This window comes from Herbaspirillum sp. LeCh32-8, from assembly GCF_017814915.1.
In the GTDB taxonomy this organism is placed as follows: Bacteria; Pseudomonadota; Gammaproteobacteria; order Burkholderiales; family Burkholderiaceae_D; genus Herbaspirillum.
This window is the reverse complement of sequence record NZ_JAGIPZ010000006.1, coordinates 151,491-174,917: the sequence shown is the minus strand read 5'-3', so window position 1 is coordinate 174,917 and position 23,427 is coordinate 151,491. Positions and strand designations below refer to the sequence as shown.

At 66.9% G+C, this 23,427-nt stretch carries 18 protein-coding genes; 12 read left to right on the top strand and 6 right to left on the bottom strand.

Translation table 11 applies throughout. The annotated features are described in order from the left end of the window. Positions 1-195: 195 nt before the first annotated feature. From J8I26_RS12950 to J8I26_RS12940, 3 genes are all read right to left on the bottom strand, one after another. The gene (locus J8I26_RS12950; protein WP_209607524.1) at positions 196-1,317 is read right to left on the bottom strand and encodes a mechanosensitive ion channel domain-containing protein; all 1,122 of its coding nucleotides are present in this window, start codon (positions 1,315-1,317) and stop codon (positions 196-198) included. Positions 1,318-1,405: 88 nt separating this feature from the next. Next, positions 1,406-3,466 (bottom strand): FUSC family protein, encoded by a 2,061-nt coding sequence (locus J8I26_RS12945; RefSeq protein ID WP_245200305.1) that lies wholly within the window; start codon positions 3,464-3,466, stop codon positions 1,406-1,408. A 1,474-nt stretch (positions 3,467-4,940) separates the two neighbouring features. After that, on the bottom strand, positions 4,941-5,831 hold the full coding sequence (locus J8I26_RS12940) for a LysR substrate-binding domain-containing protein (RefSeq protein ID WP_209607522.1): 891 nt from the start codon (positions 5,829-5,831) through the stop codon (positions 4,941-4,943). A gap of 207 nt (positions 5,832-6,038) precedes the next feature. On the opposite strand from J8I26_RS12940, the gene J8I26_RS12935 reads away from it, so the two are divergent. Further along, positions 6,039-7,529 carry an acetyl-CoA hydrolase/transferase family protein gene (locus tag J8I26_RS12935; protein ID WP_209607521.1) on the top strand — a complete coding sequence of 497 codons (1,491 nt, stop codon included), beginning with the start codon at positions 6,039-6,041 and terminating at the stop codon, positions 7,527-7,529. Between the two features lie 234 nt (positions 7,530-7,763). On the opposite strand, the gene J8I26_RS12930 is transcribed toward J8I26_RS12935, so the two are convergent. Further along, positions 7,764-8,768 (bottom strand): LysR family transcriptional regulator, encoded by a 1,005-nt coding sequence (locus J8I26_RS12930; RefSeq protein ID WP_209607520.1) that lies wholly within the window; start codon positions 8,766-8,768, stop codon positions 7,764-7,766. A 134-nt stretch (positions 8,769-8,902) separates the two neighbouring features. On the opposite strand from J8I26_RS12930, the gene J8I26_RS12925 reads away from it, so the two are divergent. From J8I26_RS12925 to J8I26_RS12880, 10 genes are all read left to right on the top strand, one after another. After that, on the top strand, positions 8,903-10,171 hold the full coding sequence (locus tag J8I26_RS12925) for an MFS transporter (protein WP_209607519.1): 1,269 nt from the start codon (positions 8,903-8,905) through the stop codon (positions 10,169-10,171). 157 nt (positions 10,172-10,328) lie between these two features. Continuing rightward, a complete protein-coding gene (locus tag J8I26_RS12920) occupies positions 10,329-11,495 on the top strand; it encodes a PepSY-associated TM helix domain-containing protein (protein ID WP_209607518.1) in 1,167 nt (388 codons plus the stop codon). Then, on the top strand, positions 11,492-11,674 hold the full coding sequence (locus tag J8I26_RS12915) for a hypothetical protein (RefSeq protein ID WP_209607517.1): 183 nt from the start codon (positions 11,492-11,494) through the stop codon (positions 11,672-11,674). The genes J8I26_RS12920 and J8I26_RS12915 overlap by 4 nt, the downstream gene beginning before the upstream one ends. Positions 11,675-11,797: 123 nt before the next feature. Beyond that, on the top strand, positions 11,798-12,340 hold the full coding sequence (locus tag J8I26_RS12910) for a sigma-70 family RNA polymerase sigma factor (protein WP_209607516.1): 543 nt from the start codon (positions 11,798-11,800) through the stop codon (positions 12,338-12,340). After that, positions 12,337-13,356 carry a FecR family protein gene (locus tag J8I26_RS12905; protein ID WP_209607515.1) on the top strand — a complete coding sequence of 340 codons (1,020 nt, stop codon included), beginning with the start codon at positions 12,337-12,339 and terminating at the stop codon, positions 13,354-13,356. Before J8I26_RS12910 ends, J8I26_RS12905 begins: the two co-directional genes overlap by 4 nt. A gap of 101 nt (positions 13,357-13,457) precedes the next feature. Continuing rightward, positions 13,458-16,019 carry a TonB-dependent receptor gene (locus tag J8I26_RS12900; protein WP_209607514.1) on the top strand — a complete coding sequence of 854 codons (2,562 nt, stop codon included), beginning with the start codon at positions 13,458-13,460 and terminating at the stop codon, positions 16,017-16,019. 178 nt (positions 16,020-16,197) lie between these two features. After that, entirely contained in the window at positions 16,198-16,854 is a 657-nt protein-coding gene (locus J8I26_RS12895; RefSeq protein ID WP_245200304.1) for a DUF2325 domain-containing protein, read from the top strand. A gap of 252 nt (positions 16,855-17,106) precedes the next feature. Further along, positions 17,107-17,601: a sigma-70 family RNA polymerase sigma factor gene (locus tag J8I26_RS12890; protein WP_209607513.1), complete on the top strand. Its 495-nt coding sequence runs from the start codon at positions 17,107-17,109 to the stop codon at positions 17,599-17,601. 20 nt (positions 17,602-17,621) lie between these two features. Beyond that, positions 17,622-18,653 (top strand): FecR domain-containing protein, encoded by a 1,032-nt coding sequence (locus J8I26_RS12885; RefSeq protein ID WP_209607512.1) that lies wholly within the window; start codon positions 17,622-17,624, stop codon positions 18,651-18,653. 132 nt (positions 18,654-18,785) lie between these two features. Then, complete coding sequence (locus J8I26_RS12880) at positions 18,786-21,242, top strand: TonB-dependent receptor (protein ID WP_209607511.1); 2,457 nt, start codon at positions 18,786-18,788, stop codon at positions 21,240-21,242. 206 nt (positions 21,243-21,448) lie between these two features. On the opposite strand, the gene gstA is transcribed toward J8I26_RS12880, so the two are convergent. Continuing rightward, on the bottom strand, positions 21,449-22,054 hold the full coding sequence (gstA, locus tag J8I26_RS12875; protein WP_209607641.1) for a glutathione transferase GstA: 606 nt from the start codon (positions 22,052-22,054) through the stop codon (positions 21,449-21,451). A 128-nt stretch (positions 22,055-22,182) separates the two neighbouring features. Between gstA and J8I26_RS12870 the strand changes: the two genes are divergently transcribed. Beyond that, positions 22,183-22,521 (top strand): helix-turn-helix domain-containing protein, encoded by a 339-nt coding sequence (locus J8I26_RS12870; RefSeq protein ID WP_209607510.1) that lies wholly within the window; start codon positions 22,183-22,185, stop codon positions 22,519-22,521. 6 nt (positions 22,522-22,527) lie between these two features. On the opposite strand, the gene J8I26_RS12865 is transcribed toward J8I26_RS12870, so the two are convergent. Next, complete coding sequence (locus tag J8I26_RS12865) at positions 22,528-23,406, bottom strand: hypothetical protein (RefSeq protein ID WP_209607509.1); 879 nt, start codon at positions 23,404-23,406, stop codon at positions 22,528-22,530. Positions 23,407-23,427 lie beyond the last annotated feature (21 nt).

Here is a 23,427-nt window from a genome sequence, read left to right as displayed (position 1 = left end):
CATTGCCGCGTTGCAACGCTTGCGTAGGGCGCCACCCTACGCTGCGCATCGCGCCTTGCACTGCATCCCTTCTCATCCGAACGCGGGGGATGAAATAGGTCATAACACGCTCGCAGCGACGATCTCTCCCCTCGGTCGCCAGTAATGTGGTCCGCCTACCTCTTTGTCTTCCATTTTTTTGGTTTGTTGCCGTGGTCAGCCCAGGCTTTCCTTGGGCGAGCCGGCCACGACCGTGTCCAGCGCATCCGCGTCGTTGCGCGCCTCGACCTCGGCACGCAGGCGCGGCAGGGCGTGCGGGTAATTCTTCGCGATGAAGCCGATCATGTGCTCGCGGATCTGGCAGCGCAGGTCGAAGGCGCTGCCCGAATCGATGGCCGACACCAAGAGGCGCACCTGCATGCAGCGCTGGTCGGCGTCGGTGACATGCATCACGCAGACACGCTTGTCCCACAGCGGCAAGGTCTTCACCAGCCGCTCGAACTCGGCGCGCACTGCCCCGGCGGGCACTGAATAATCCAGCCAGAGAAACACCGTGCCCAGGATAGTGGCCGAGGTATGCGTCCAGTTCTCGAACGGATTTTCGATGAACCACTGCAGCGGCACGATCATGCGTCGTTCATCCCAGATCTTCACCACCACGAAGGTGCCGGTGATCTCTTCCACGCGCCCCCATTCGCCTTTGACGATCAGCACGTCGTCGAGCCTGATCGGTTGGGAGAAAGCGATTTGCAGCCCGGCGAAGAAGTTGCCCAGCACCGGCTTGGCGGCAATACCGGCGACGATGCCGGCCACCCCGGCCGAGGCCAGCAGGCTGGCGCCGAACTGGCGCGCGCCGGGCAAGGTCAACAGCACGAACGACAGGCCCAGCAGGGCAATCAGGAAATAGGCGCTGCGCGACAGCACCCGGGTCTGGGTGAGGATGCGACGCGCCTTCAGGTTGTCGGCGATGTCGTAGGGATGCAACTTGACCACGGTGACGCTGACCGACTTCACGCAGCGCATCAAGAACCAGGTCAATGCCAGGATCAATGCCACCGAGGTGAGATAGGAAATCGAGGTCAGCCCGGGCGTATTGTCCGGCGCGCCGGTCAGCACCAAGCGCAGCATGAAGAGGATCAGGCAGGTGCGCCCCGAGTTGTAGGCGACCTCGGTGGCAGTGGTGGTGAACGGATGACCGCGCGCGATACGCCGCACCAGCGCCGTACCCAGCCGGTGCAGGATCACCGCCACCACCACCGATACCAGCGCCACGCCCAGCACGATCAGGCCGGAGCGCAACGGTCCTTCGTTCATGTTGTAGAGAAAATCCAGGTTCATCGCTTCCCTTTTCATGTTGTCAGCACGGCATCGCCATCGTGGCTTGCCGTTTTCGCGTTCGAACCGGGAAGGGAGATTTTGTTTCCGCTTATTTTTCCGCGGGCAACAATGCCGCCACCAGCAGGCATAGCGTCTCGACCGAATCGGCCTGCGCCAGCTGCACCGGGGCAGGACGGCGACGCGCCAGCTCGTGCAGCGCGGCCGCGTCATGCGCTTGCAGGGCGGCGCCCATCTCCTGCAGCCATTGCTGCAACTCCGGCGCGGCCGGCTGCGGATGCGTCCACAAATGGCTGGCGGCCGCCGCCAGCCGTCGCGACAAGGCGACTGCGGTACGCCCGGCGCCGCCGGCGCGGTCTGACCAGGCGCGCTCGCGCAGCAAGCGCTGCAACAGCAGGCCGGCCTCGACATTGGCCACGCAAGCGTCGCGCCGATGGGCATGCATGCGCGCCAGTTCGCCAGGGGCGTGGCCGGCCTGCACCGCGTCGATCAGATAGGCCAGGTTGAGCTGCACCATGCGCCACAGTTGCCCGTGCGCGTCACCGCCCTGGCGACGCGGCCAGAACAGGTAGCTGGCCGCCACCGCCACGGCCGCGCCGATGACATTGTTGCCGGCGCGCAGCGCGGCGTTGGCAAGCTGCAGCGCGGGATCGGTGGCAACGTCGGCCACCAGCACGAACACCGGCGTCAAGAAGGTGGCGTAGAGGCCGTAGCTGACCGGACGCAGGGCCATGGTCAGCACCGTCAGCGGAAACACCAGCGCGGCCAGCGCCAGCGGCGAATGCACCACCAGACACAAGGCGATCGCCAGCGCGCCGCCGACCACGCTGCCGACGGCGCGCTCCATGCTGCGCGACCAGCTGTCGGCCACGGTCGGCTGCATCACCAGCATGGTGGCCATGGTGGCCCAGTAGCCGAAGGGCAGCTCCAGCAGATGCACGATCAGGTAAGTAATCCCGGCCGCGGCGGCGCAGCGCCAGGCGTGATGCAGCTCGGCCGAGCCGGCGTTGGCGTGCAGCGCGGCCTTGCGCCACAGCGCGCGCAGGCGATGCAGCAGGGCAGGCAAGCCATGCGGCTGCGCCTCGGTCTCGCGCGCGGCCTGCTTGAGGCCGACCGGATCGCCAGCGGCAACGCCGGCCGCCAACGGCGCCTCGACCAACTGCAGCACGCGGCCCGCGCCGCTGGGCAGGCGCGCCACCAGCTGGCGCAGGCGCAGCATGATGCGTGCGTCGTCGTCGGCCGCAATCGGCTCGCCGGCGGCCATGGCGCGCTGCATGCCCTGCAGCAGCTGCGCGATGGCGGCCAGCACGCGCGAGGTGCGGCGCCGCGCGTCGGGCTCCTGGTAATGCGTCAGACGCAGGTCGGCCAGCACGGTGATGCAATCGAGCAGCTCGCCGGCGCGCGCCAGTCGCACCAGCAGGTTCTCGTACAGGCGACGCGACTCGGTGCGCTCAGCTGCCACGGCATCCACCGCGCGACGTGCGGTGGCGATATCGAAGCGCGCATGGCGGCGCGTATGCGCAGCCAGTTCGGCCACGTGCGCCAGCTGCGCCTGGGGCCTGGGCTCGCCGTCTTCGCTGGAAGCCGCCACCGCCGCCAATTCGGCCAAGGTGCCATACACCCGCGCCACCGCTTTTCGCGCCGGCGCGAAGGGATGGATGCGCCATACCGTCAACCCCAGCAGCATGGCCCACAGGCAACCGGCGAAATAGATCAGCACATGGCTATGACCGAACGGCCACAACACCACCGGCGCATCGGCCATGATGGCCGACACCCCGGCTGCCAGCATCAGCACCAACCCGGCGGCGGCGCCGTACACCCGCGAGAACCCGGCCACGCCGGCGCAGGCGGTGATCGCCAGCAACCCCGTCTCGACACTCACGCCCGCGGCGCTTGCGGCCAGCATACCACCCAGCGTCGACGCCAACGCAAAGCCGCCCATCGACACCAGGCGCGCGCGGTTGGACCCGGCGCTGTCGGCCAGGCACGTCAGGAAGGCGCCGATCGCCGCCCAAGAAAACAAGGGATTGCCCAACCACTCGCCCAGCAACAACATCGCGCTGGCCCCGCACGCCGCACGCAGCCCTTCGGAGAGGTTGGCGTTGCGCAGCGGGAAATGCGCGCGCCAGCGCTCCAGCTGCAGGCGCAAGCGTCGCCAGGGAGCATGGAGGAAATGGAAAGGAAAACGGTCGACGGAGCGACCGGATGTCGATAGCGGCGACGGCATGCTATGGAGGGAGAGGGGCGTGTTGGGGAATTCGATGGAGCGCCGACGCCCGCGCGGCTTTATTCCCGCAGCAGCGTCATTCCGGTTCCGCCGCCGCGACCGGCGGACGCGACGGGTGTCGGCAAGGGGGAGTATAGGAAGAGGGGGGCATTCGCTGTATGACTTAAGTTCTTATGTTGCAGTCGGTTTGCGAATGATCTGCTTCGATCGTATGCATTGAGTAGTCTGGTCTTGCTGCATGCGGATGTACTGGCTTCATTCTTTCTCCGGTCGGAACGGAGCGCCGGGGGCATTGCGGGGCTTGCAATGGCCAAATGTCTTATCCACTGCACCTTGCCGCCTCGAAGGCGGAGCCGAGAGCCCGTGCGAAGCCGAAGGCGAGGATGAGCAGAAGCGATGCCGCAGGCGAGCCGGACGGTTTTCCCCTTGTGGGCCAGCCGTCGGAGTGCGGTGAAAAATGGATCAGCAAGGCAACCGGAGCGCAGCGACTTTGCCTTGTCCATTTTTCAGCGCGCTCCGACGGGAACCCCGCAGGGGCTGGCACTTAGGGGCCGCCTTCTTTTGCTTACTTTTCTTGCCGGAGCAAGAAAAGTGAGCGGCTGCCGGGCCGCCCCCGGCGCTCCGTTCTGACCGGAGAAAGAAAGAATGAAGCCAGTACATCCGCATGCAGCAAGACCAGACTACCCGCCCAGAACAACAATCGAGGAAGCACGACGAACGACACTGGGTCCCTGCTTTCGCAGGGACGACGGATTGCATGAGATAGCGAGCCAATACATCGATGTCGCAGGCGAGCAGCAAGCATGCGATGCCGCAGGCGAGCCGGCCGGGTTTCCCCTTGTGGGCCAGCCGGCGGAGTGCGGTGAAAAATGGATCAGCAAGGCAACCGGAGCGCAGCGACTTTGCCTTGCCCATTTTTCAGCGCGCTGCGACGGGTACCCCGAAGGGGCTGGCACTTAGGGGCCGCCTTCTTTTGCTTACTTTTCTTGGCGAAGCAAGAAAAGTGAGCGGCTGCCGGGCCGCCCCCGGCGCTCCGTTCCGACCGGAGAAAGAAAAGCACAGAGTCAGTACATCTGCACGCAGCAAGACCAGACTACCCAATGCGCCTCAACAAGCACCGGTGAAGCGCAACAAACGACGCTGGGTCCCTGCTTTTGCTGGGACGACGGGTTAAATTGAATGGGAGTCTGCGTGTTCTGCTACTGATGAAACTTGACGCAGCTTGAGTGATAGATGTTGGTGCCGCAAAAGCGCAACGAACGACACTGGATCCCGGCCTTCGCCAGGATGACGGGTTAAATCAGAAAGCTAGGCGGCATTAGCAAACATGAAGCATCAGACTGCAAACCAAACATAGTCAACAAGTCACCAAACCCACACACCCACAAACGCAAGCTCACCCCTTGCCCCCCGCAAACAAGCCCTCACTCACCGCCATCCAAGCCCGCGCAGCATGCGAAAGGTAGCCCCCACGCGTGACATACGCCACCTGCCACTGCACCTCCGGCTCCACCAGGCGCACCGCCTGCAGCTGGTCGGTTGCGATCCGGTGGATGAACGGTTCGGGCAAGAGGGCCGTCCCCATGCCGGCCAGCGCCATCGCCACCAGCCAATCCCATTGGCCGCTTTGCGCAACGATCTGCGGCGCGATGCCCAGCTCGCGGAAACTGCCGCGCAGGCTGCGGGTGAGCCCGAATTCGTTGTTCAGCATCACCAGCGGCATACCGTCCAGCTGCGCGCAACGCAGGGTACTGCGGTTCTTCTGGAAACTGCCTGCCTGCGCCACCGCCCAAATCGGGTAACGCGCCACCGGCATCACCTGCAGTGACAGCTCCGGATCGACCGGCAGCACCGTCATGCCGATCTCCAGCTCGCCGCTGGCCACTCGCTGCTCGATCTGCGGGCCGGTGTCTTCCTTGAGCACGATGGCGATGTCCGGATGACGTTCGCGAAATGCCTTCAGCACCGGCGTGCAGAGGATGTTGATCATCGGCGGGATGCCGATTTCCAGTCGGCCCTGGCGCAGGGCCTTGGTGTCGCGCACCTCGGCGTCGAGCCGCAGCATCGATGCCAGAATTTGCTGGCCCTGCTCGAACACCACGCGGCCGGTGTCGGTCAACTGCAGCTTGCGACCGTCGCGGATCAGCAGCGGCGCATCGACCTCATCCTCCAGCTGGCGCACCATCTTGCTGACGGTGGATTGCGTCACATGCAAGGCGTCGGCAGCGCGGCTGAAGCTGTTCAGACGCACCGTTTCGGTGAAATAGCGCAACGCGCGGATGTCCATGGCGACCGGGCTTTCTGGGTGAATTTGCGGGAGATCAAAGTATGCGCATTGCGACTGCAATGGCGGAATTTAAATCATACAGCGCATACGACACGACTCCTATACTGGATCAAAACAAGAATGCAAGAAGTCCGCTCCGGCCCCCACACCACGGCCCGCCCGGATGCACTTCGCCCTTTCCAAAAGAAACCGAGCAGGAGCAACAACATGGACAGCCAGCGTATCCGCCAGCCTGAATTGGCAGGCAAAGTCATGTCGGCCGAACAGGCCGCCTCTTTCTTCCACAACGGCATGACCATCGGCATGAGCGGCTTCACCCGCGCCGGCGATGCCAAGGCCATGCCGCGCGCGCTGGCCGAACGCGCCAAGCGCGAGGAACTGCGCTTCACCGTCATCACCGGCGCCTCGCTGGGCAACGGCAGCGATGGCCTGATGGCCGAGGCTGGTCTGCTGGCGCGACGCTTGCCATTCCAGGTGGACGCCACGCTACGCGGCAAGATCAACGCCGGCGAGGTGATGTTCATCGACCAGCATCTTTCCGAGACCGCCGAACAGCTGCGCAGCGGCACGCCGTCGCGCATCGACATCGCCGTGATCGAAGCGGCCGCCATCACCGAGGAAGGCATCGTGCCGACCATGTCGGTGGGCAACTCGGCCAGTTTCGTGGAGCAGGCCAAACACATTGTCATCGAGCTCAACACCAGCGTGCCGCTGGCGGTGGAAGGCCTGCACGATATCTACCTGCCGGCCGAACGTCCGGCGCGCGGAGCGATTCCGCTGACCGCATCGGATGAGCGCATCGGCCGCAGCACGATCGCCTTCGATCCGGCCAAGGTGGTCGCCATCGTCATGACCGAGACGCCGGACAGCCCGTCCTCGGTGCTGCCGCCGGATGAAGAAACCAACGCCATCGCGCGCCACGTGATCCGCTTCCTCGAATGCGAAGTGGAGGCGGGACGCCTGCCGCACACCTTGGCGCCGCTGCAGGCCGGCATCGGCACCATCGCCAACGCCGTGCTGCATGGCCTGGTGGAGTCTCCCTTCCGCGGCCTGGCGATGTATTCGGAGGTGTTGCAGGACAGCGCCATCGAGCTGCTGGACTCGGGCCAGCTGGCCTTTGCCTCGGCCTCGTCGATCACGCTGTCGCAGGCCAAGTACGAGCACTTCATCGCCAACATCGATCGCTATCGCGACAAGCTGGTGCTGCGCCCGCAGGAGATCAGCAACCACCCTGAGCTGGTGCGCCGGCTCGGTATCATCGGCCTGAACACGGCGTTGGAGTTCGACCTCTACGGCAACGTCAATTCCACCCACGTGGGCGGCACGCACATGATGAACGGCATCGGCGGCTCGGGCGATTTCGCGCGTAACGGACAGATCTCGATCTTCGTGTCGAAGTCGGTCGCCAAGGAAGGCAGGATCTCCAGCGTGGTGCCGATGGTCTCGCACGTGGATCACAGCGAGCACGACGTTGACGTGCTGGTCACCGAATGGGGCCTGGCCGACCTGCGCGGCCTGGCGCCGCGCGAGCGCGCGGTGCAGGTGATCGAGCATTGCTGCCATCCGGATTACCGCGCGCAGCTGCGGGACTACTTCGAGCGTGCCTGCCAGGCCGGCGGCCATACGCCGCATCTGCTGGGTGAGGCGTTTGCGTGGCATCAGCACTATGCGCAGCATCGGACGATGCGCTTGGGGTGAGGGTAACTACGCGCCGTGCTGCGCACCACTAATAAGCACGGCGCGTAGCTGCAGCTCGTCGCCGCATTTGATCGCGGCTTTCACGACACTGGGTTCCTGCCTTCGCAGGAACGACAGACTGGTTGCAGATTCGGGCGAAGCAAGGTTCGAGTAACCTCTTCTCGCCGTTCCTGCGAAGGCAGGAATCCAATGGCGTTCATCGTGTAGCAGTCACGTCGACAAGACCAAGCGACCTCAATCCTCCTTCTTCATGCGCATCAACGCCTCCCATCCCACCGCGCCGCTCACGGCAGCGGGCATCGCCTCCTTCATGGTGTCGATGAAATGCCGCAACCGCGCCGGATAGATGCGCGCGTACGGGTAGAGCAACGACACCGGCAGCGGCGCCGGCATCCATTCCGGCAACAGCTGCACCAGCCGCCCGGCGGCGACGTCCTCGGCCAGGATCCATGACGACCCCACCGCCACGCCCATGCCTTCGATGGCGGCGTTACGCAGCGCGTACAGGCTGTCGGTGACCAGCTGCGGGCGGAAACCGACGTGTTTCTGCTCGCCGCTGCCTGCATGGGTGAGCGTGATCTCGCGCCGGTAGAACGCCGGGATGGCGATCCACGGGAACGTCGCCAGGTCGGCCGGATGCCGCGGCAGCGCGCGGCCCTCCAGCAGGGCAGGGGAGGCCACCGTCATGCGCGGCACCTCGGCCAGGTGAATTGCCACCAGCGAGGTGTCGTGCACGTCGCCGACCTCGATGGCGCAATCGATGCCGTGCATGATGAAATCGGCGGCGCGGTCGTGCAGCAGCCATTCCACGGTGATGCGCGGGTGGCGCCGCATGAACTCGGCCAGCGGGCCGATCAGTTGCTTCTGGCCGAACGCGTGCGGCACCACCACCCGCAGCGAGCCCTCGGCATGCAGGCGCGCGCCGCGCAGCTCGTTCTCGAACTCGTCCCATCCGGCCAGCAGGTCCTTGGCGCGCTCGTAACAGCGCTCGCCGTCCTCGGTCAGCTTCATCGCATGGGTCGAGCGTTGCAACAAGCGTACGCCCAACGAGCGCTCCAGCGCCTGCAGGCGGCGGCTGACGGTGGGCTGGGTGGTGCCCAGCTGCGTCGCCGCGGCCGACAGGCTGCCGGCTTCGACGATGCGCACGAAGGTTTGCATCAGCTCGATGCGGTCGCTCAGGCCTGCGGCGGAAAGCGGCCCGGCAGCATTGGAGCCCGGGGGAGGGGAGGACTTGGTCATACGCTCAACGTATATCAATTCTGCCCTTTGCGCTACTACCGTATGCGAGCCGGGAAGCGGAAAATTCGCCTCAACGCTGGCATTCACAGGGCTTAAAGACCAGCAGCGACGCAAATTCACCGGAGTATCCAAGCATGAGCAGCATTCCCAGAACGCATACAGCCGCGGCGACAACAGCGGCAGCGACCGCCAAGGCGCCTTCGCACACCCATGTCCACCACGCCCCAGGCCTGTCGCCCGCGCTGATCGGCCTGCTGGCCACCGGCGCCGGCCTGTCGGTGGCCTCGCTGTATTACTCGCAACCCATGCTGGGCGTGCTGGCCGACGACATTGGCGCCTCCGAGCGCCTGGTGGGCATGGTGCCGATGTCGACCCAGCTCGGCTATGCGCTGGGCATTTTGCTGCTGGCGCCGCTGGGCGATCGCTACGACCGTCGCCGCATCATCCTGATCAAGGCGGCCATCCTGACCGTGGCCCTGCTGTTGGCCGGCGCTTCTTCCGGCGTGGGCATGCTGCTGGCGGCCAGCCTGGCGGTGGGCCTGACCGCCACCATGGCGCAGGACATCGTCCCCGCCGCCGCCACGCTGGCGCCGGAGCACAGCCGCGGACGCATCGTCGGCACCGTGATGACCGGCCTGCTGCTGGGCATCCTGCTCTCACGCGTGGTGAGCGGCTTCGTGGCCGAGCACTTCGGCTGGCGCGCCATGTTCGTCGGCGCCGCCGCCAGCATCGCGCTGATCGGCGTGGCCGCCTGGCGCGGTCTGCCGCGCTTCCATCCGACCACCCACCTGTCGTATGGCGCGCTGTTGGGTTCGCTGGCGACGTTGTTCAAGAAGCATGGCGCACTGCGCCGGGCCGCACTGGCGCAGGGCTTGTTGTCGATCGGCTTCTCGGCCTTCTGGTCGACGCTGGCGGTGATGCTGCACGGCGCGCCGTTCCACCTGGGCAGTGCCGCCGCCGGCGCCTTCGGCCTGGCCGGCGCGGCCGGCGCCCTGGCTGCGCCCCTGGCGGGCCGCATCTCGGACAAGAAGGGCCCTGAACTGGTGACCCGCCTGGGCGTCGGCCTGGCCACGGTGTCGTTCGCGGCGATGGCGCTGTCGCCCTGGTTCTCGACCGATGGCCAGCTGGCGCTGATCGCCCTGGCCGCGATCGGCTTCGACCTCGGCGTGCAGGCTACGCTGGTAGCGCACCAGACCATCGTCTACAGCATCGAGCCCGGCGCTCGCAGCCGCCTGAACGCGGTGCTGTTCGTGGGCATGTTCATCGGCATGGCCGGCGGCGCGGCGCTGGGCAGCCTGGCGCTGGCGCAGTGGGGCTGGATTGCGGTGATCGCGCTAGCCACCACGACCTCGATCCTGGCGCTGGTAGTGCGCCTGTGGCCGGGCGCTGCCAAGGCTCGCTGAGTTAGCTTCCGCTCCCACCCAACGGCCCCGGTGTTACCGGGGCCGTTTTTTTTGCGCGCCGAAAACAGAAATCGCAAGAATAATTCTCATTTATAATCGGCCCGTCTGAAAAACAGGGAACGGCCGTGCGCACACCCGGGCGGCCGGGGAGCCAATAATGAAGAGCAAGACCTTGCGCGGCTGGTACACGGTACACCGCTGGACCAGCCTGATCTGCACCATCAACCTGCTGCTGCTGTGCGTGACCGGGCTGCTGCTGATCTTCCACCACGAGATCGACGACCTGCTGGAGCAGGGGCATCATGTCGCCGCGGTCGCCGACGGCACGCCGCGACCGGCGCTGCAGCAACTGGTGAACCAAACCCTCGCCGCCAATCCCGGCACGGCGATGCAGTCGTTGTCCTTCTTCGAGGATGACGGCGCGCAGTTCGTCGGCGTGCGCGTCGGCCCGCCCGATGCGGCCAGCCTGCGCGAGGGCAAGTCCTTCTTCTACAACGCCGCCAGCGGTGAACCGCACAGCATTGGCACCGACGACAGCTTTACCGGCTTCCTCCTCAAGTTGCATGTGAACCTGTTCCTGGGCTTCCCGGGGCAGTTGTTCATCGGCGTGGTGGGCATCGTGTTCGTGCTCAGCATGGTCAGCGGCATCGTGCTGTACGGGCCGTTCATGCGCAAGCTGGCCTTCGGCCTGGTGCGCTTCGGACGCCAGGCGCGCATGGTGCAGGCCGACCTGCACAACCTGAGCGCCATCGCGGTGATGGTGTGGGCGCTGGTGGTGGGGCTGACCGGTACCTTCCTGTCGCTGTCGCCGCTGATCATCGGCATCTGGCAAAAGACCGAGCTGGCAGACCTGGTGCGCACGCTGCCGGCGACGACGCCCAAGTCATTGGTCGCGCCCGACCGCGCGGTGCAGGTCGCCAACGAGGCGGTGCCGGGCAAGGACCTGGCCTTCGTGTTCTACCCCGGCACGGAGTACGCCACCAAGCGACACTATATGGTGGTGTTGCGCGGCCATACCGAGCTGGAGAAGCGCGTCTACAACATCGCCGTGGTCGATGCCGAAACCGGTGCCCTGGCCGACCGGCGCGGCATGCCCTGGTACATGCAGGTGCTGTTGCTGTCCGGGCCGTTCCATTTCGGCGACTACGCCGGCATGCCGCTGAAGATCCTGTGGGCGCTGTTCACCGTGCTCACCACCGCGGCCACCGTGACCGGCTTCATCATCTGGATGAAACGCAGCAGGAACGCGGTGCGCCAGATCGACGCCCAGAATGACAAACAACACCCCGCCACGACCATCGCCGGCATGAAGGAGCAGGCATGAACGGAACCTGGAGCTGGCCGCTGCTGCTGGCCTCGCTGACCCTGGGCGGCCTGGCCGCCGGCATCTTCGGCGACGGCCTGTGGGACTGGCTGTGCTGGGCCGGGTTGGTGGCGCCGGTGTGGGTGGTGGCGCGCAAGCTGCGCCTGCACTGGAAGCTGCGCGCGCGGCCCGACGCTTGAGAACCACGCTCCCTCGCTCCCCGGACTCGGCCTGCGTGGGCCGATGCGCCTTGTCCTTAGCGTCGTTTTATTTAATAATAATTCTTATTTACATTTGACGCGCTTTGCATCCAGGGAGGGAGCATGACCGTCGGCGGCCTCGGCAAGAACGAATTCCTCAGCCTGCTGTTCCGCGAGCACCATGGGTGGCTCGCGGCATGGCTGCGCAAGAAGACCGGCTGCCCGCACCACGCCGCCGATCTCGCCCAGGAAGCCTTCGCCCGCATCCTCAGCCTGGCCGATCCGGCCTCGCTGCAGCAACCGCGCGCCTTCATGGTCACCACCGCCACGCGCCTGATCATCGACGAAGAGCGCCGCCGCAGGCTGGAGCGCGCTTATCTCGACGCGCTCGCGCTGATGCGCGACGCGCAGCAGGAATGCGCCGACAGCCCGGAGCAAATCCTGCTGGCGGTGGAGGCGCTCAACGCCATCGCCGCCATGCTGGAAGGACTGCCCGAGAAACCGCGCCGCGCCTTCCTGCTGAACCGGCTGGACGGCCTCTCGCACGCCGAAATCGCCGCCGAGCTCAAAGTCTCGACCAGCATGGTCAAGCAATACCTGGCCGCCGCCACCCTGCATTGCTATCGCGCGCTTTATCCGGGCGTCGCGTCTTCACGAGCCGCATGAACACCGCCTGCCCGCCCGATCGCCAGCCAACTCAGCATCCCATCATGGAACCCGACCAGCCGATGGTCGAGCAGGCCATCGACTGGCTCACGCGCCTGGGCGCCGGCGAGCTCGATGCGGAAGGGCTCCGGGCCTATCGCCGTTGGTGCGAACAGGATCCGCGTCACGCCCTGGCGGCGCAACGTCTGGAACAACTATTCGCGCGCTTCGACGGCCTGGTCGCCGGTCCCGCCGCCAAGGCGCTGGATGCGCTCACGCCGCCGCCGCGCAAGCGCGCGCCGTCCGCGCTGCGGCGTACGGTGGCGGCCGGCGTCGCGCTGGTCTTCGGCGCCGGACTGTGGGCAATGTTGCCGCAGGCGCGCTATTGGAGCGCCGACTATCGCACCGCCGCCGGCGAACGCCGCACGGTGGAGCTGCCGGACCACAGCCAACTGACGCTCAACAGCCGCAGCGCCGTCAACGTGCGCTACGAGGCCGGCCAGCGTCGCATCGAACTGCTGCAAGGCGAGATCCTGGTGGACGTGGCCCACATCGAACGGCCGCAGCAGCGACCGTTTGCGGTGCGCACTGAGGACGGCGAAGCGCGCGCGCTGGGCACGCGCTATCTGGTGCGCGACGACGGCCATGGCACCGTGGTGACGGTGCTGCAATCGCAGGTGCGCGCCACCAGCGCCGACGGCGCATCAAGCCGGGTGCTGGCGCCGGGCGAGCGCGTCACCGTCACCCCGCATGCAGTCGGCGCGCCCGAGCGCACCGATGCCGAACTGGCCGCCAGCTGGACCCGCGGCCGCCTGGTGGCGGACAACATGCCGCTGGCGGACGTGCTGGACGAACTGGCGCGCTATCGCGGCGGGATGCTGCGCTACGACCGCGCGCAACTGGCACAGCTGCGGGTGTCCGGCGTGTTCGCGCTGGACGATCCGGACCGCGTATTGCAGACGCTGCAGGCGGCGCTGCCGATCCGGGTGACGCACTATTCGCCGCTGCTGGCGGTAGTGAGCCCGGCGGTGAAATAGCGATCGAAAAATTTTTACCGCGGCACTGTCCCTTTGCATTTCTGCTTCGTCATGGTCTGTGAACGCCGCGAAATCGCGCGGCCACACAACCAGAGACCACCATGACCCACACCTTCCGACGTCGCCCCCTGCAACTGGCGCTGCAGCTGGCCTTGTGCAGCGCCGCGCTGGCCGCGGCGCTGCCCGCGCAGGCGCAAACCCCGGCCAATGCAGCCGCAGCAACGCAGCAGGACTACAGCATCCCGGCCGGCCCGCTGGCCGGCGTGCTCAACCGCTTCGCCGCGCAGGCCGGCGTGACGCTGGCCTTTGATCCCAGGCTGGCCGAAGGCCTGAGCTCGCCGGGCCTGAGCGGCCGCCATGGCGTGCAGTCCGGCTTTGACGCCATCCTGCGCGGCAGCGGCCTGAACGCGCAGGCGCAGGCCAACGGCGACTATCTGGTGCAACGCGCAGCCGCCGCCGGCAAGCCGCGCACCGCGGCGCAAGAGGGCGGGACGCCGATCCTGTCGGAGATCGTGGTGGTGGGCGCGCGCACGCCCACGCAGGTGACCGAACTGCCGGCCACCACCTGGGTGATCGAACAGGAGCAGATCGCCGCCCAGGCCAAAGCCGGCGTGCCGCTGAAGGAATTGCTGGGCAACCTGGTGCCGGGCCTGGACGTGGGGCCGCAAGGGCGCACCAACTACGGCCAGAACCTGCGCGGGCGCAGCGCGCTGGTGATGATCGACGGCATCTCGCTGAACGGCTCGCGCGCGCTGTCGCGCCAGTTCGACTCGATCGACCCGTTCAACATCGAGCGCATCGAAGTGTTGTCCGGCGCCAGCGCGCTGTATGGCGGCAATGCCACCGGCGGCATCATCAACATCGTCACCAAACGCGCCCAGTCGGGCGAGCTGCGCTTCACCAGCGAGGCAGGGTTCCGCACCGGCCTGCATGCCGGCGACGATCTCGACTGGCGCCTGGCGCAATCGGTCTCGGGCGGCAACGACCGCATCTACGGCCGCTTGGGCGTGGTGTACGGCAAGAACGGCGGCGCCTATGACGGCAACGGCAAGGCTGTCATTCCCGACATCACCCAGACCGACCTGCAATTCAACGAATCGATCGACCTGCTGGGCAACCTCGACATCGACTTCGGCGGCGGCCAAAGCCTGAAGCTGCTGGGCCAGCTGTACGACTCCGGCTACCAGCCCGGCAAGACGCTGTACATGGGCCCCAACCTGATCGGCGCCATGCGCCTGGGCGCAGCGCCCGTGGATTCGTCGCAGCTGGATGTGCGCGGCGGCTTCAGCTCGGACGTGAAGCCGCGCACGCGGCGCGAGATGGTCTCCTCCGACTATCACGCGCGCGACGTGCTGGGCGGCCAGGACTTCTACCTGCAGGCCTTCGCCCGCTCCGAGAAGCTGGACTTCTATCCCTTCCCCGGCACCGACACCTACACCGTGGGCGGCGTGCGCACCACCGTGCCTTACTACAGCACCTCGCGCCAGAATACCGACACCTATGGCGTCAAGGCGGTGCTGGCCAAACAGTTCGACGCGGTCAAGCTGACCTATGGCGTGGACTACGACCATGAGAAATTCACCGGCACCCAGGTGATGTTCAACACCGCGCAGGCCTTGTCCTCCGGCGGCCTGGTGTTCAACCGCGCGGCCGAGCTGGGCCGCTACCCGACCTTCAAGACCGATATCACCTCCTTCTACGGCCAGGCCGACTGGAAGCTGTCCGAGCGCCTCTCGCTATCGGGCGGGGTGCGCCACCAGCACGCCGACATCGAGGTCGGCGACTTCGTGCAGGTGGCCCAGCAGCGACTGGTGGCTTCCGGCGTGGGCCGCAGCGCGCAGGCCATCCCCGGCGGCAAGAACAGCTACGACGTCACGCTCTTCAATGGCGGGCTTCTGTACAAGCTGACGCCGCAGCAGCAGGTGTGGACCAATTATTCGGAGGGCTTCGAGCTGGCCGACCCGGCCAAGTATTACGGCCAGGGCAGCTACTCGCTGGTGGGCGGCACCGGCGGCACCTGGAACCTGATCAGCGGCACCAGCGTGGCCAATTCGCCGATGAGCGGCATCAAGACGCGTCAGGTCGAGCTGGGCTGGCGCCATCGCGGCGGCGGCTTGTCGACCCAGCTGGCGGCGTTCTACTCATGGTCGGACAAGGCGATCCAGATCAACCGCAGCACGCTCAACATCGACGTGGTCGACCAGAAGGTGCGCAACGTCGGCGTGGAAGGGCAGCTCAACTACACCTTCAGCGAACGCTGGGACGCCGGCCTGAACTGGCTGGCCATCATCACCCAGCAGCGCGGCACCAACGGCGACTGGGCCAAGCGCGACGTGACCACCTCCAGCCCGTCCAAGATGACGGCCTACACCGGCTGGAAGGACGGCAACCTGGCGCTGCGCCTGCAGGGCACGCAGGTGTTTGCAGTGGCCGACGGCGGCGGCAACCGCTTGTCCGGTTATGCGCTGTTCGACCTGCTGGGCGCCTACCAGCTGCCCAAAGGCACGCTCAGCTTCGGCATCCAGAACCTGCTGGACCGCGACTACACCACCACCTGGGGCCAGCGCGCCAAGATCCTGTACGGCAGCCTGGTGGCGCAACAGGCGCTGGACTACAAGGGCCGTGGACGCACCTTCGGCGTGAGCTATTCGATCGACTATTGATCGGCGCGACGCGTGTTGGCAAGCGAGGCAGGCCGTCCGAAGGACGGCCTTTTTTCATGTTTTCCACAGCAAATAACCCTGCCGCCGTCCTAGTTAAATAACAATTATTCTCATTTATAATCGAGTCCCTCCTGGCCGGTATGCGACACGCCCGCCAGGGCTGCCAGGGAGACTCAATATGAACAACACCATGCTTCGCCCGCCGTCCCCGACACCGGGCCAGTTGCAAGACGCGCCCGGCGCCGAACAGGCCATGCTGGTGCGCCACCTGGCGGCCGCCCAGCGCCGCTGCAGCGAGATCATCGCGCGCCAGGCTGAAGAGATTGCCGTCTTGCGCGCGCAGACGATGCGCATGCGAGCCATCATCGTTGCGCGCGAGAGCGAGCTGGCCTGGGCACGTGAAGACCGCGCCTCGCTGGAAGCCGCCATCCCCGACCTAGCGCCGCGCGCCACGCTGGCGCGCAAGGTCAGGGAACTCAGCCGCAAGCTGCAGGACCTGATGCGCGAAAAACTGCGTCCACCGATGGGCATGCCGTTCACCTCCGCCCCAGCAGTCGCCCCCGCCATGCCGGACGCCTCCGCTGCGCGCGCCGAAACTGAGCAACTGTGCGACCTCGACGCCAGCATGGCCGAGGCCGACCTGGTGATCTGCCAGACCGGTTGCCTCTCGCACGGCGACTATTGGCGCGTGCAGGATCACTGCAAGCGCACCGGCAAGACCTGCGTGATGGTCGAGCAGCCGGCCACCTTCCGCATCATGCGCATTCACCAGAACCTGCGCGCGCGCCTGGTGGCCGATGCCGACCTGGCTGAAACCTCCGACAGCACAGGCTGACCTGAGCGATTTCCGGCCTGTCTCTTCTTCAATTTTTGCGTCCTTTGCGTTCTTTCATGCCGGCCTCGCGCCGGCATTTTTTTCCGCACGCCAGTTTGGAGTGAAAACAACGCCGCGTTGATGCCGTCGACGCCATTCTGTTAATAGTAATCACTATCATTTATACTTGGAGCTTCCCCTCCGCGCGGACTTGCCTGAAAACAAGGTTTTCGCCCGCGCGGCCGGCCCATCTTTCAGGGATACGCTGCGCCCATGTCCATCGAAGCCCTCTACTGCGACCACCATTCCTGGCTCAAGGGATGGCTTGCGCGTCGCCTCGGCAACAGCGAGCAGGCGGCCGATCTGGCGCACGACACCTTCATGCGGCTGCTGGGCAGCGAGCGCGTCCCCTCGGTGCTCAACGAGCCGCGCGCCTACCTGACCACGGTGGCGCAGAACCTGCTGTCGAACCTGTGGCGCCGCGAAAAGCTGGAGAAGGCCTACCTGGAAGCCCTGGCCATGACGCCCGAAGCGCTGGCGCCGTCGCCCGAGGAACAAGCCATCCTGCTGGAAACCCTGCTGGAGCTGGACCAGCTGCTGGACGGCCTGCCCGCCGTGGTGCGCCGCGCCTTCCTGCTCTCGCAGCTGGAGGGCATGACCCACGCGCAGGTGGCCGAGGCGCTGGGCATCTCGATTCCCTCCGTCAAGCGCTACCTGGTGAAGGGGCTGCAGCGCTGCTACTTCGCCGACGTCTCCTTCCTGCGCTGATCTTCCGAAATAGGCAAGCCTTGTCCGCATCGACCTGGTACAAACACACGCCCGACGCCGCCGCCGTGCCGCCGCAGGTCGCCGAGCGCGCGCTGGAATGGCTGGTCGAGCTGCAGGCGCAGCCGGACGCCGAGACCGTGGCCGCCTGGCAGCGCTGGCGCGCTGCACATGCCGACCATGAGCGCGCCTGGCAACGCATCGAGTCGGTGCGCGGACGGCTGCAGCCACTGGCCTCGCCGGTCAGCTCGGCCATCGCCCAGGCCGCATTGGCGCCGCGCGGTTCGGCACGCCGCCGCCAGATCGTCAAGACGCTGGCGGTCACCCTCTTCGCCGGCGGCGCCGTCTGGGGCGCCGCCGAACTCACACCCTGGCGCGAGTGGAACGCCGACTACCGCACTGCCATCGGCGAGCGCCGCACGCTGGTGCTGGCCGACGGCACCCAGCTGATGCTCAACACCGCCAGCGCCGCCAACATCGCCTATGGCGCGGCCGAGCGCCGCATCCGCCTGCTCGGCGGCGAGCTCCTAGCCACCACCGCCAAAGACGCCGCAGCGCGCCCGTTCCTGATCGAAACCGCGCATGGCGCCGCCCATGCGCTGGGTACGCGCTACGCCGTCCGGCTGGCAGGGGACGCCACCGAGGTCCGCGTGTTTGAAGGCGCGGTGCGCCTGGAGCCACGCCACGGCGCCGCCGCAGTGGTACTGCCGGCGGGCCAGCAAGCGCGCTTCTCGGCCACCGACATCGGCACGGTCAGCGCCGCTGATCTCGCCGCCATCGGCTGGACCGACGGCTTCATCATCGCGCACGGCATGCGGCTGGACGACTTCCTGGCCGAGCTGGGCCGCTACAGCCGCGACCATCTCTCGTGCGATCCGGCCGTGGCCGCGCTACGGGTATCGGGTTCGTTTCCGGTGGCCGACGTCGGTCGTGTGCTCGACACCGTGGCCGGCACGCTGGCGCTGCGCGCCGAGGTCCGCGAGCGTTTCTGGGGAGCACGCCACGTCCGCCTGAGCCTGGCGGCAAACGCCACGGCGTCGGTACGCAGCAGCTGATTTCCCCTCAAAAAAAACTTTAAAAAACGGCCGCAGGCTGATCCGTTTTCACTTTTCGCGGGTCAAGCCATTTAGGGATCGTGTTTCTCGCATTTTCATATTGCTTATCTGGCAAGGAGAGGTCGTCACGACATGGGGCAAGGCAGGGCTTCCAAGCGCCGCGCACGGGCAGCATCCGGCTTTGCGGCCGGCCTGGCCGCGTCGGGCGCGCTGCGCTGGTACGCGCGCCTGGCACCGTGCCTCGCGCTGGGCGCCGCGCTGGGCGCCCCCGCCGCGGCATACGCCCAGGAGGCCGCACGCGCCTACGACATCCCCGCCGGCACGCTGGAAGAAGTGCTGGCCCGCTTCGGCCATGAGGCCGGCATCCTGCTCTCGTTCCGCCCCGAACTGACCACCGGCCTGCGCAGCGAAGGCCTGCACGGCAGCTACGGCGTCGACGACGGCCTGGCCGCGCTGCTGGGCGGCAGCGGCCTGCGCGCCACCCGCCAAGCCAACGGCAGCTACACGCTGGCGCGACCGGCACCGGCCACCGTCGGCCTTGCGGCCCCGCTGCCGCAGGTGACCGTCACCTCGCGCGCCGAGCAGGACAGCGCCCCCTACGCCGGCGGCCAGCTGGCGCGCGGCGGCAGCCTGGGCATTCTCGGCACCGACGGCGTGCTGGACGTGCCGTTCTCCACCACCAACTACACCAGCAAGTTGCTGCAGGACCAGCAGGCGCGCTCGCTGGCCGACGTGGTCATCAACGATGCCTCGGTGCGCATGCTGACCTCCACCGGCGGCTTCGGCGAGACCTACCAGATCCGCGGCTACAACCTCACCAGCGGCGACGTCGGCGTCAACGGCCTGTTCGGCCTGGCCTCGGGCAGTCGCATGCCGGCCGTCATCGTGGAGCGGGTTGAGGTGCTCAAGGGGCCGGGCACGCTGATGAACGGCATCAGCCCGGAAGGCAGCATCGGCGGCAGCATCAACATCGTCACCAAGCGCGCCGGCGACGAACCGCTCACGCGACTGACCACCACCTGGCAAAGCGACAACCAGCCCGGCATGCAGGCCGACCTCGGGCGCCGCTTCGGCGACGACCGCGCCTGGGGCATCCGCGTGAACACCGCCTACCGCGACGGCGAGGGCAGCATCGCCGGCGGGCATCAAAAGGTCGGCGCCGGCACGCTGGCGCTGGACTACCGCGGCGCGCAGCTGCGCTGGTCGCTGGATGCCTACGCCCAGCACGAGGACAGCCGCAACTTCCGCCCGCAGGTGGGCTTCCTGTCGACCGTCACGGCGATCCCGGCGGCGCCGGCGGCCGACTTCAACTTCTTCCCCGACAACCGCCTGCACCTGGACGACAAGGCCGCCGTCACGCGGCTGGAATACGATCTCGGCCAACGCATCACCGCATACGGCGCGATCGGCTACCGCGACAGCACAACCCGCCAGAACCTGCCGGTCGGCTCGGTCGACAACGCCGGCGCGGGCACCACCTACAACGGCTATTACGATACCTACAGCAAGACCGTCACCGCCGACACCGGCCTGCGCATGCAGCTCGACGGCGCCGGCGTGCAGCACACCATTTCGGTGGGCCTGACGCGCCTGCAGCAGGAGGCCGGCAACGGCTACACCGAGGCCGCGACCAGCAACGGCTACAGCATCTACACGCAAACCCCGCTCACCCCCATCACCGCCCAACGCGCCACGCCGCGCAAGGCCTCCGACATGACGCTCGACAGCGTCACGCTGACCGACGCCATGTCGATGCTGGACGGCCATCTGCGCCTGTTCCTCGGCGCGCGGCGCCAGGGCGTGCGCTACGACAGCTACGACACCGTCACCGGCGCGCTGCAATCCTCGTACGACGCCAGCGCCATCTCGCCGCTGTGGGGCGTGGTGATCAAGCCGGACGACAATTTCTCGCTGTACGCCAACTACACCGCCGGCCTGACGCGCGGCACCGTGGTGCCGACCGGCATGGTCAACGCCGGCCAGATCCTGGCGCCGTACCGCTCGCGCCAGATCGAGAGCGGGCTCAAGGTCGACTGGGGCAAGCTCAGCACCAATGTGTCGGTGTTCGAGATCCGCAATCCCAGCGCCGCCATCACGGTGTTGACCGACTCGCCGCAGACCACGTCCTACGGCTACGACGGCGAGCAACGCAACCGCGGGCTGGAGCTGTCGGCCTATGGCGAGCTGACCTCGCGCCTGCGCCTCATGGCCAGCGCCACCTTCTACGACGGCCGCCTCACGCGCACCGAAAACCACGCCAACGACGGCCGCAACGCCCCCGGCGTGCCCAAGCACACCTTCAACCTGGCCGCCGACTGGGACGCGCCGTGGCTGCCCGGTCTGGCTTTCAACGCGCGCATGGTGCACACCTCGGCGGTCTACTTCAACGCCGCCAACACGCTCAGCCTGCCGGGCTGGACGCGCTGGGACATCGGCGCGCGCTACACCAGCCGCATCTCGGGCAAGCCGCTGGTGCTGCGCCTGAACGTGGAGAACCTGTTCAACCGCAATTACTGGCTGCTGGACAATCCCTACGCCACGGTGGCGGCGCCGCGCACGGTGCTGCTGTCGGCGCAAGTGGATTTCTGAGCGGGCGAACGCGGGACGGGCGGGTGAAAGAAGTGCCCGCGCCTGATCCGTTTTTGACGTTGGCGGGTCAAGGTAGATGAGAAGCTGTTTTTCTTCGCACTGTTGCGGCGCCCCAAGCAAAGCAGCGGTGCGGCGGCCATGGTCTGGCCGCGGAACGAGAAGGGTTTTGCATGCCGTCCGGGGACCGGACGGCATTTTTTTATTTTTCAGGCCACGCCCTCGGCCGCCGACGCCGCCTGCACCGACGGCCGCTGCGCCACCGTCTGCATGAAGCGCGCCAGCGCCGGCCAGCGTTCCAGGCCGATATCGAAGAAGCGCAACCAGCCCAGCACCGTGAACAGGTAAGCATCGGCCACGCCGAAGCGCTCGCCCAGCAGCCAGGGCGAACCCTGCAGAACCTGCTCCACATGCGCCATCCGCTTGAACAGGCGTTCACGAAACACTTGCTTGACCTCCTCGCCGAAGGCGGCATTGAACAGCGGGCTCATGCCGGCATGCAGCTCGCTGGTGATGAAACTCAGCATCTCCTGCAACCGCGCGCGCTCCCAGCTGCCGGCCGGCGGCGCCATGCCCGCCTCGGGCTTGAGGTCGGCCAGGTATTGCAGGATCGCCGGCCCTTCGGTCAGCACGCGGCCGTCGGCCAGCTGCAGGGCCGCCACATAGCCCTTGGGATTGATGGCCAGGAAGTCCTCGCCATGCTCGGTGCGCTTGCTCCGGTTGTCGACCTTCACCAGCGTGAACGGCAGGTCCAGTTCGCGCAGCACGATGTGCGGCGACAGCGAACAGGTATGCGGGGCGTAATACAGCGTCAACAGCGTCGGGGCGGATGTCATGCCTTGCTCTCCTCGGTGGAAAAGCCGGTATTCTGTCGGCCGCCGCGCGCGCGCACAAGAACGCAAAAGTTTGTGCGCAAGGCACAAATTTGTTACCGGAGGACGAAGTGAAAGACAACGTGTCAGGCTGTCCCGTGGAAGAGGCGATGCGCGTACTGGGCGGGCGCTGGCGTCTGCTGCTGGTGTGGTTCCTGCTCGACGGCCCCAAACGCTTCAACGAACTGCGCCGCCACCTGCCGACCATCTCGCAGCGCATGCTGACGCTGGACCTGCGCGCGCTGGAGCAAAGCGGCCTCATCAGCCGCACCGTGCATCCCGAGGTGCCGCCGCGCGTCGAATATGCGCTCACCGAAGAAGGCGAACGGCTGCGCCCGGTGGTCGGCGCGTTTCAGGATTTTGGGGTGTGGCTCAAGCAGCGCGATGCCGATGTATCCAGCACTGACTGACGCCGTTCAATCGCGGCGCCGGCTCAGCGTCTCCACCAGTGCGTCCGGCAGGTAATGCGGGCCGTCGAAGATGGAAACGCGGTAGCCCTTGTAGAGGTTCACCTGCGGTCGGATCTCGTCGGCCGTGGCGCTGCGGAAACCGCCGCCCGGCATCGGCCGGAAGGCCTCGGCGATGATGCGCACGCGCTCGCGCCCCAGGCGTTTGGTCAGCACGTCGGCGTAGTGCAGGGCGATGCGCGGCTCGCGCGCGTAGACGCCCACGCCGTCCTGGAAGAACACGCCCACATCCGGCGGCAGCCATTTCATCAGGCCGTCGGCCAGCGCATCGGGGCCGACGTTGGCGCTGTCATACACCGTGATCCACAGCGGCCGCGGCAGCTTGGCCAGCAACGCGCCCAGACGCGGCGCCTCGGCCCAGGTGGGGTCGATCTCCACCGGGAAATACCAGCCCGTCACATGCAGCGGCGTGGGCAGCTTGGCCAGTTCGATGGAGTCAGCCACCAGCTGTTCGATGTCGGCGCGCGCGGCCTTTTCGTCGAAGCGGCCGGCCAGGCCGAGGATCACGTCCTGCGCCCAGGGTTCGCCGGCGATGCGGTGCCAGTCGGGCATCTGCGGCGCTTGCGGCATCTGGCTGCCGGGCACGAAGGCCATGCCGTCCACCGCGCTCCATTGCACCAGCAGCTCATGCGCGCCCAGCCGTTGCCAATTGCCGCGCGGCATGACGGTGGCATTGTCGGGCTGCCACACCACGCCCGCCACGCGCACCGGCGCATGATCCTCCGCATCGAAGGGATTGCAGCCGGCGCAGGCGGCCAGCAGCGACGCCGCCGCTGTGGCCAGCGCGGCGCCCCGCAAAGACCTGCCGAGTTGTCGGATCGACGCCAAGGCGCTCTCCAGAGTCTGTGG

What these genes read in the sequence shown, in the direction of transcription:
- J8I26_RS12935 (WP_209607521.1), top strand. Translation starts at nt 6,039, where the DNA reads ATGGACAGCCAGCGTATCCGCCAGCCTGAATTGGCAGGCAAAGTCATG.
- J8I26_RS12910 (WP_209607516.1), top strand. Translation starts at nt 11,798, where the DNA reads ATGACCGTCGGCGGCCTCGGCAAGAACGAATTCCTCAGCCTGCTGTTC.
- J8I26_RS12920 (WP_209607518.1), top strand. Translation starts at nt 10,329, where the DNA reads ATGAAGAGCAAGACCTTGCGCGGCTGGTACACGGTACACCGCTGGACC.
- J8I26_RS12925 (WP_209607519.1), top strand. Translation starts at nt 8,903, where the DNA reads ATGAGCAGCATTCCCAGAACGCATACAGCCGCGGCGACAACAGCGGCA.
- J8I26_RS12900 (WP_209607514.1), top strand. Translation starts at nt 13,458, where the DNA reads ATGACCCACACCTTCCGACGTCGCCCCCTGCAACTGGCGCTGCAGCTG.
- J8I26_RS12905 (WP_209607515.1), top strand. Translation starts at nt 12,337, where the DNA reads ATGAACACCGCCTGCCCGCCCGATCGCCAGCCAACTCAGCATCCCATC.
- J8I26_RS12880 (WP_209607511.1), top strand. Translation starts at nt 18,786, where the DNA reads ATGGGGCAAGGCAGGGCTTCCAAGCGCCGCGCACGGGCAGCATCCGGC.
- J8I26_RS12895 (WP_245200304.1), top strand. Translation starts at nt 16,198, where the DNA reads ATGAACAACACCATGCTTCGCCCGCCGTCCCCGACACCGGGCCAGTTG.
- J8I26_RS12890 (WP_209607513.1), top strand. Translation starts at nt 17,107, where the DNA reads ATGTCCATCGAAGCCCTCTACTGCGACCACCATTCCTGGCTCAAGGGA.
- J8I26_RS12930 (WP_209607520.1), bottom strand. Translation starts at nt 8,768, where the DNA reads ATGACCAAGTCCTCCCCTCCCCCGGGCTCCAATGCTGCCGGGCCGCTT.
- J8I26_RS12950 (WP_209607524.1), bottom strand. Translation starts at nt 1,317, where the DNA reads ATGAACCTGGATTTTCTCTACAACATGAACGAAGGACCGTTGCGCTCC.
- J8I26_RS12940 (WP_209607522.1), bottom strand. Translation starts at nt 5,831, where the DNA reads ATGGACATCCGCGCGTTGCGCTATTTCACCGAAACGGTGCGTCTGAAC.
- J8I26_RS12915 (WP_209607517.1), top strand. Translation starts at nt 11,492, where the DNA reads ATGAACGGAACCTGGAGCTGGCCGCTGCTGCTGGCCTCGCTGACCCTG.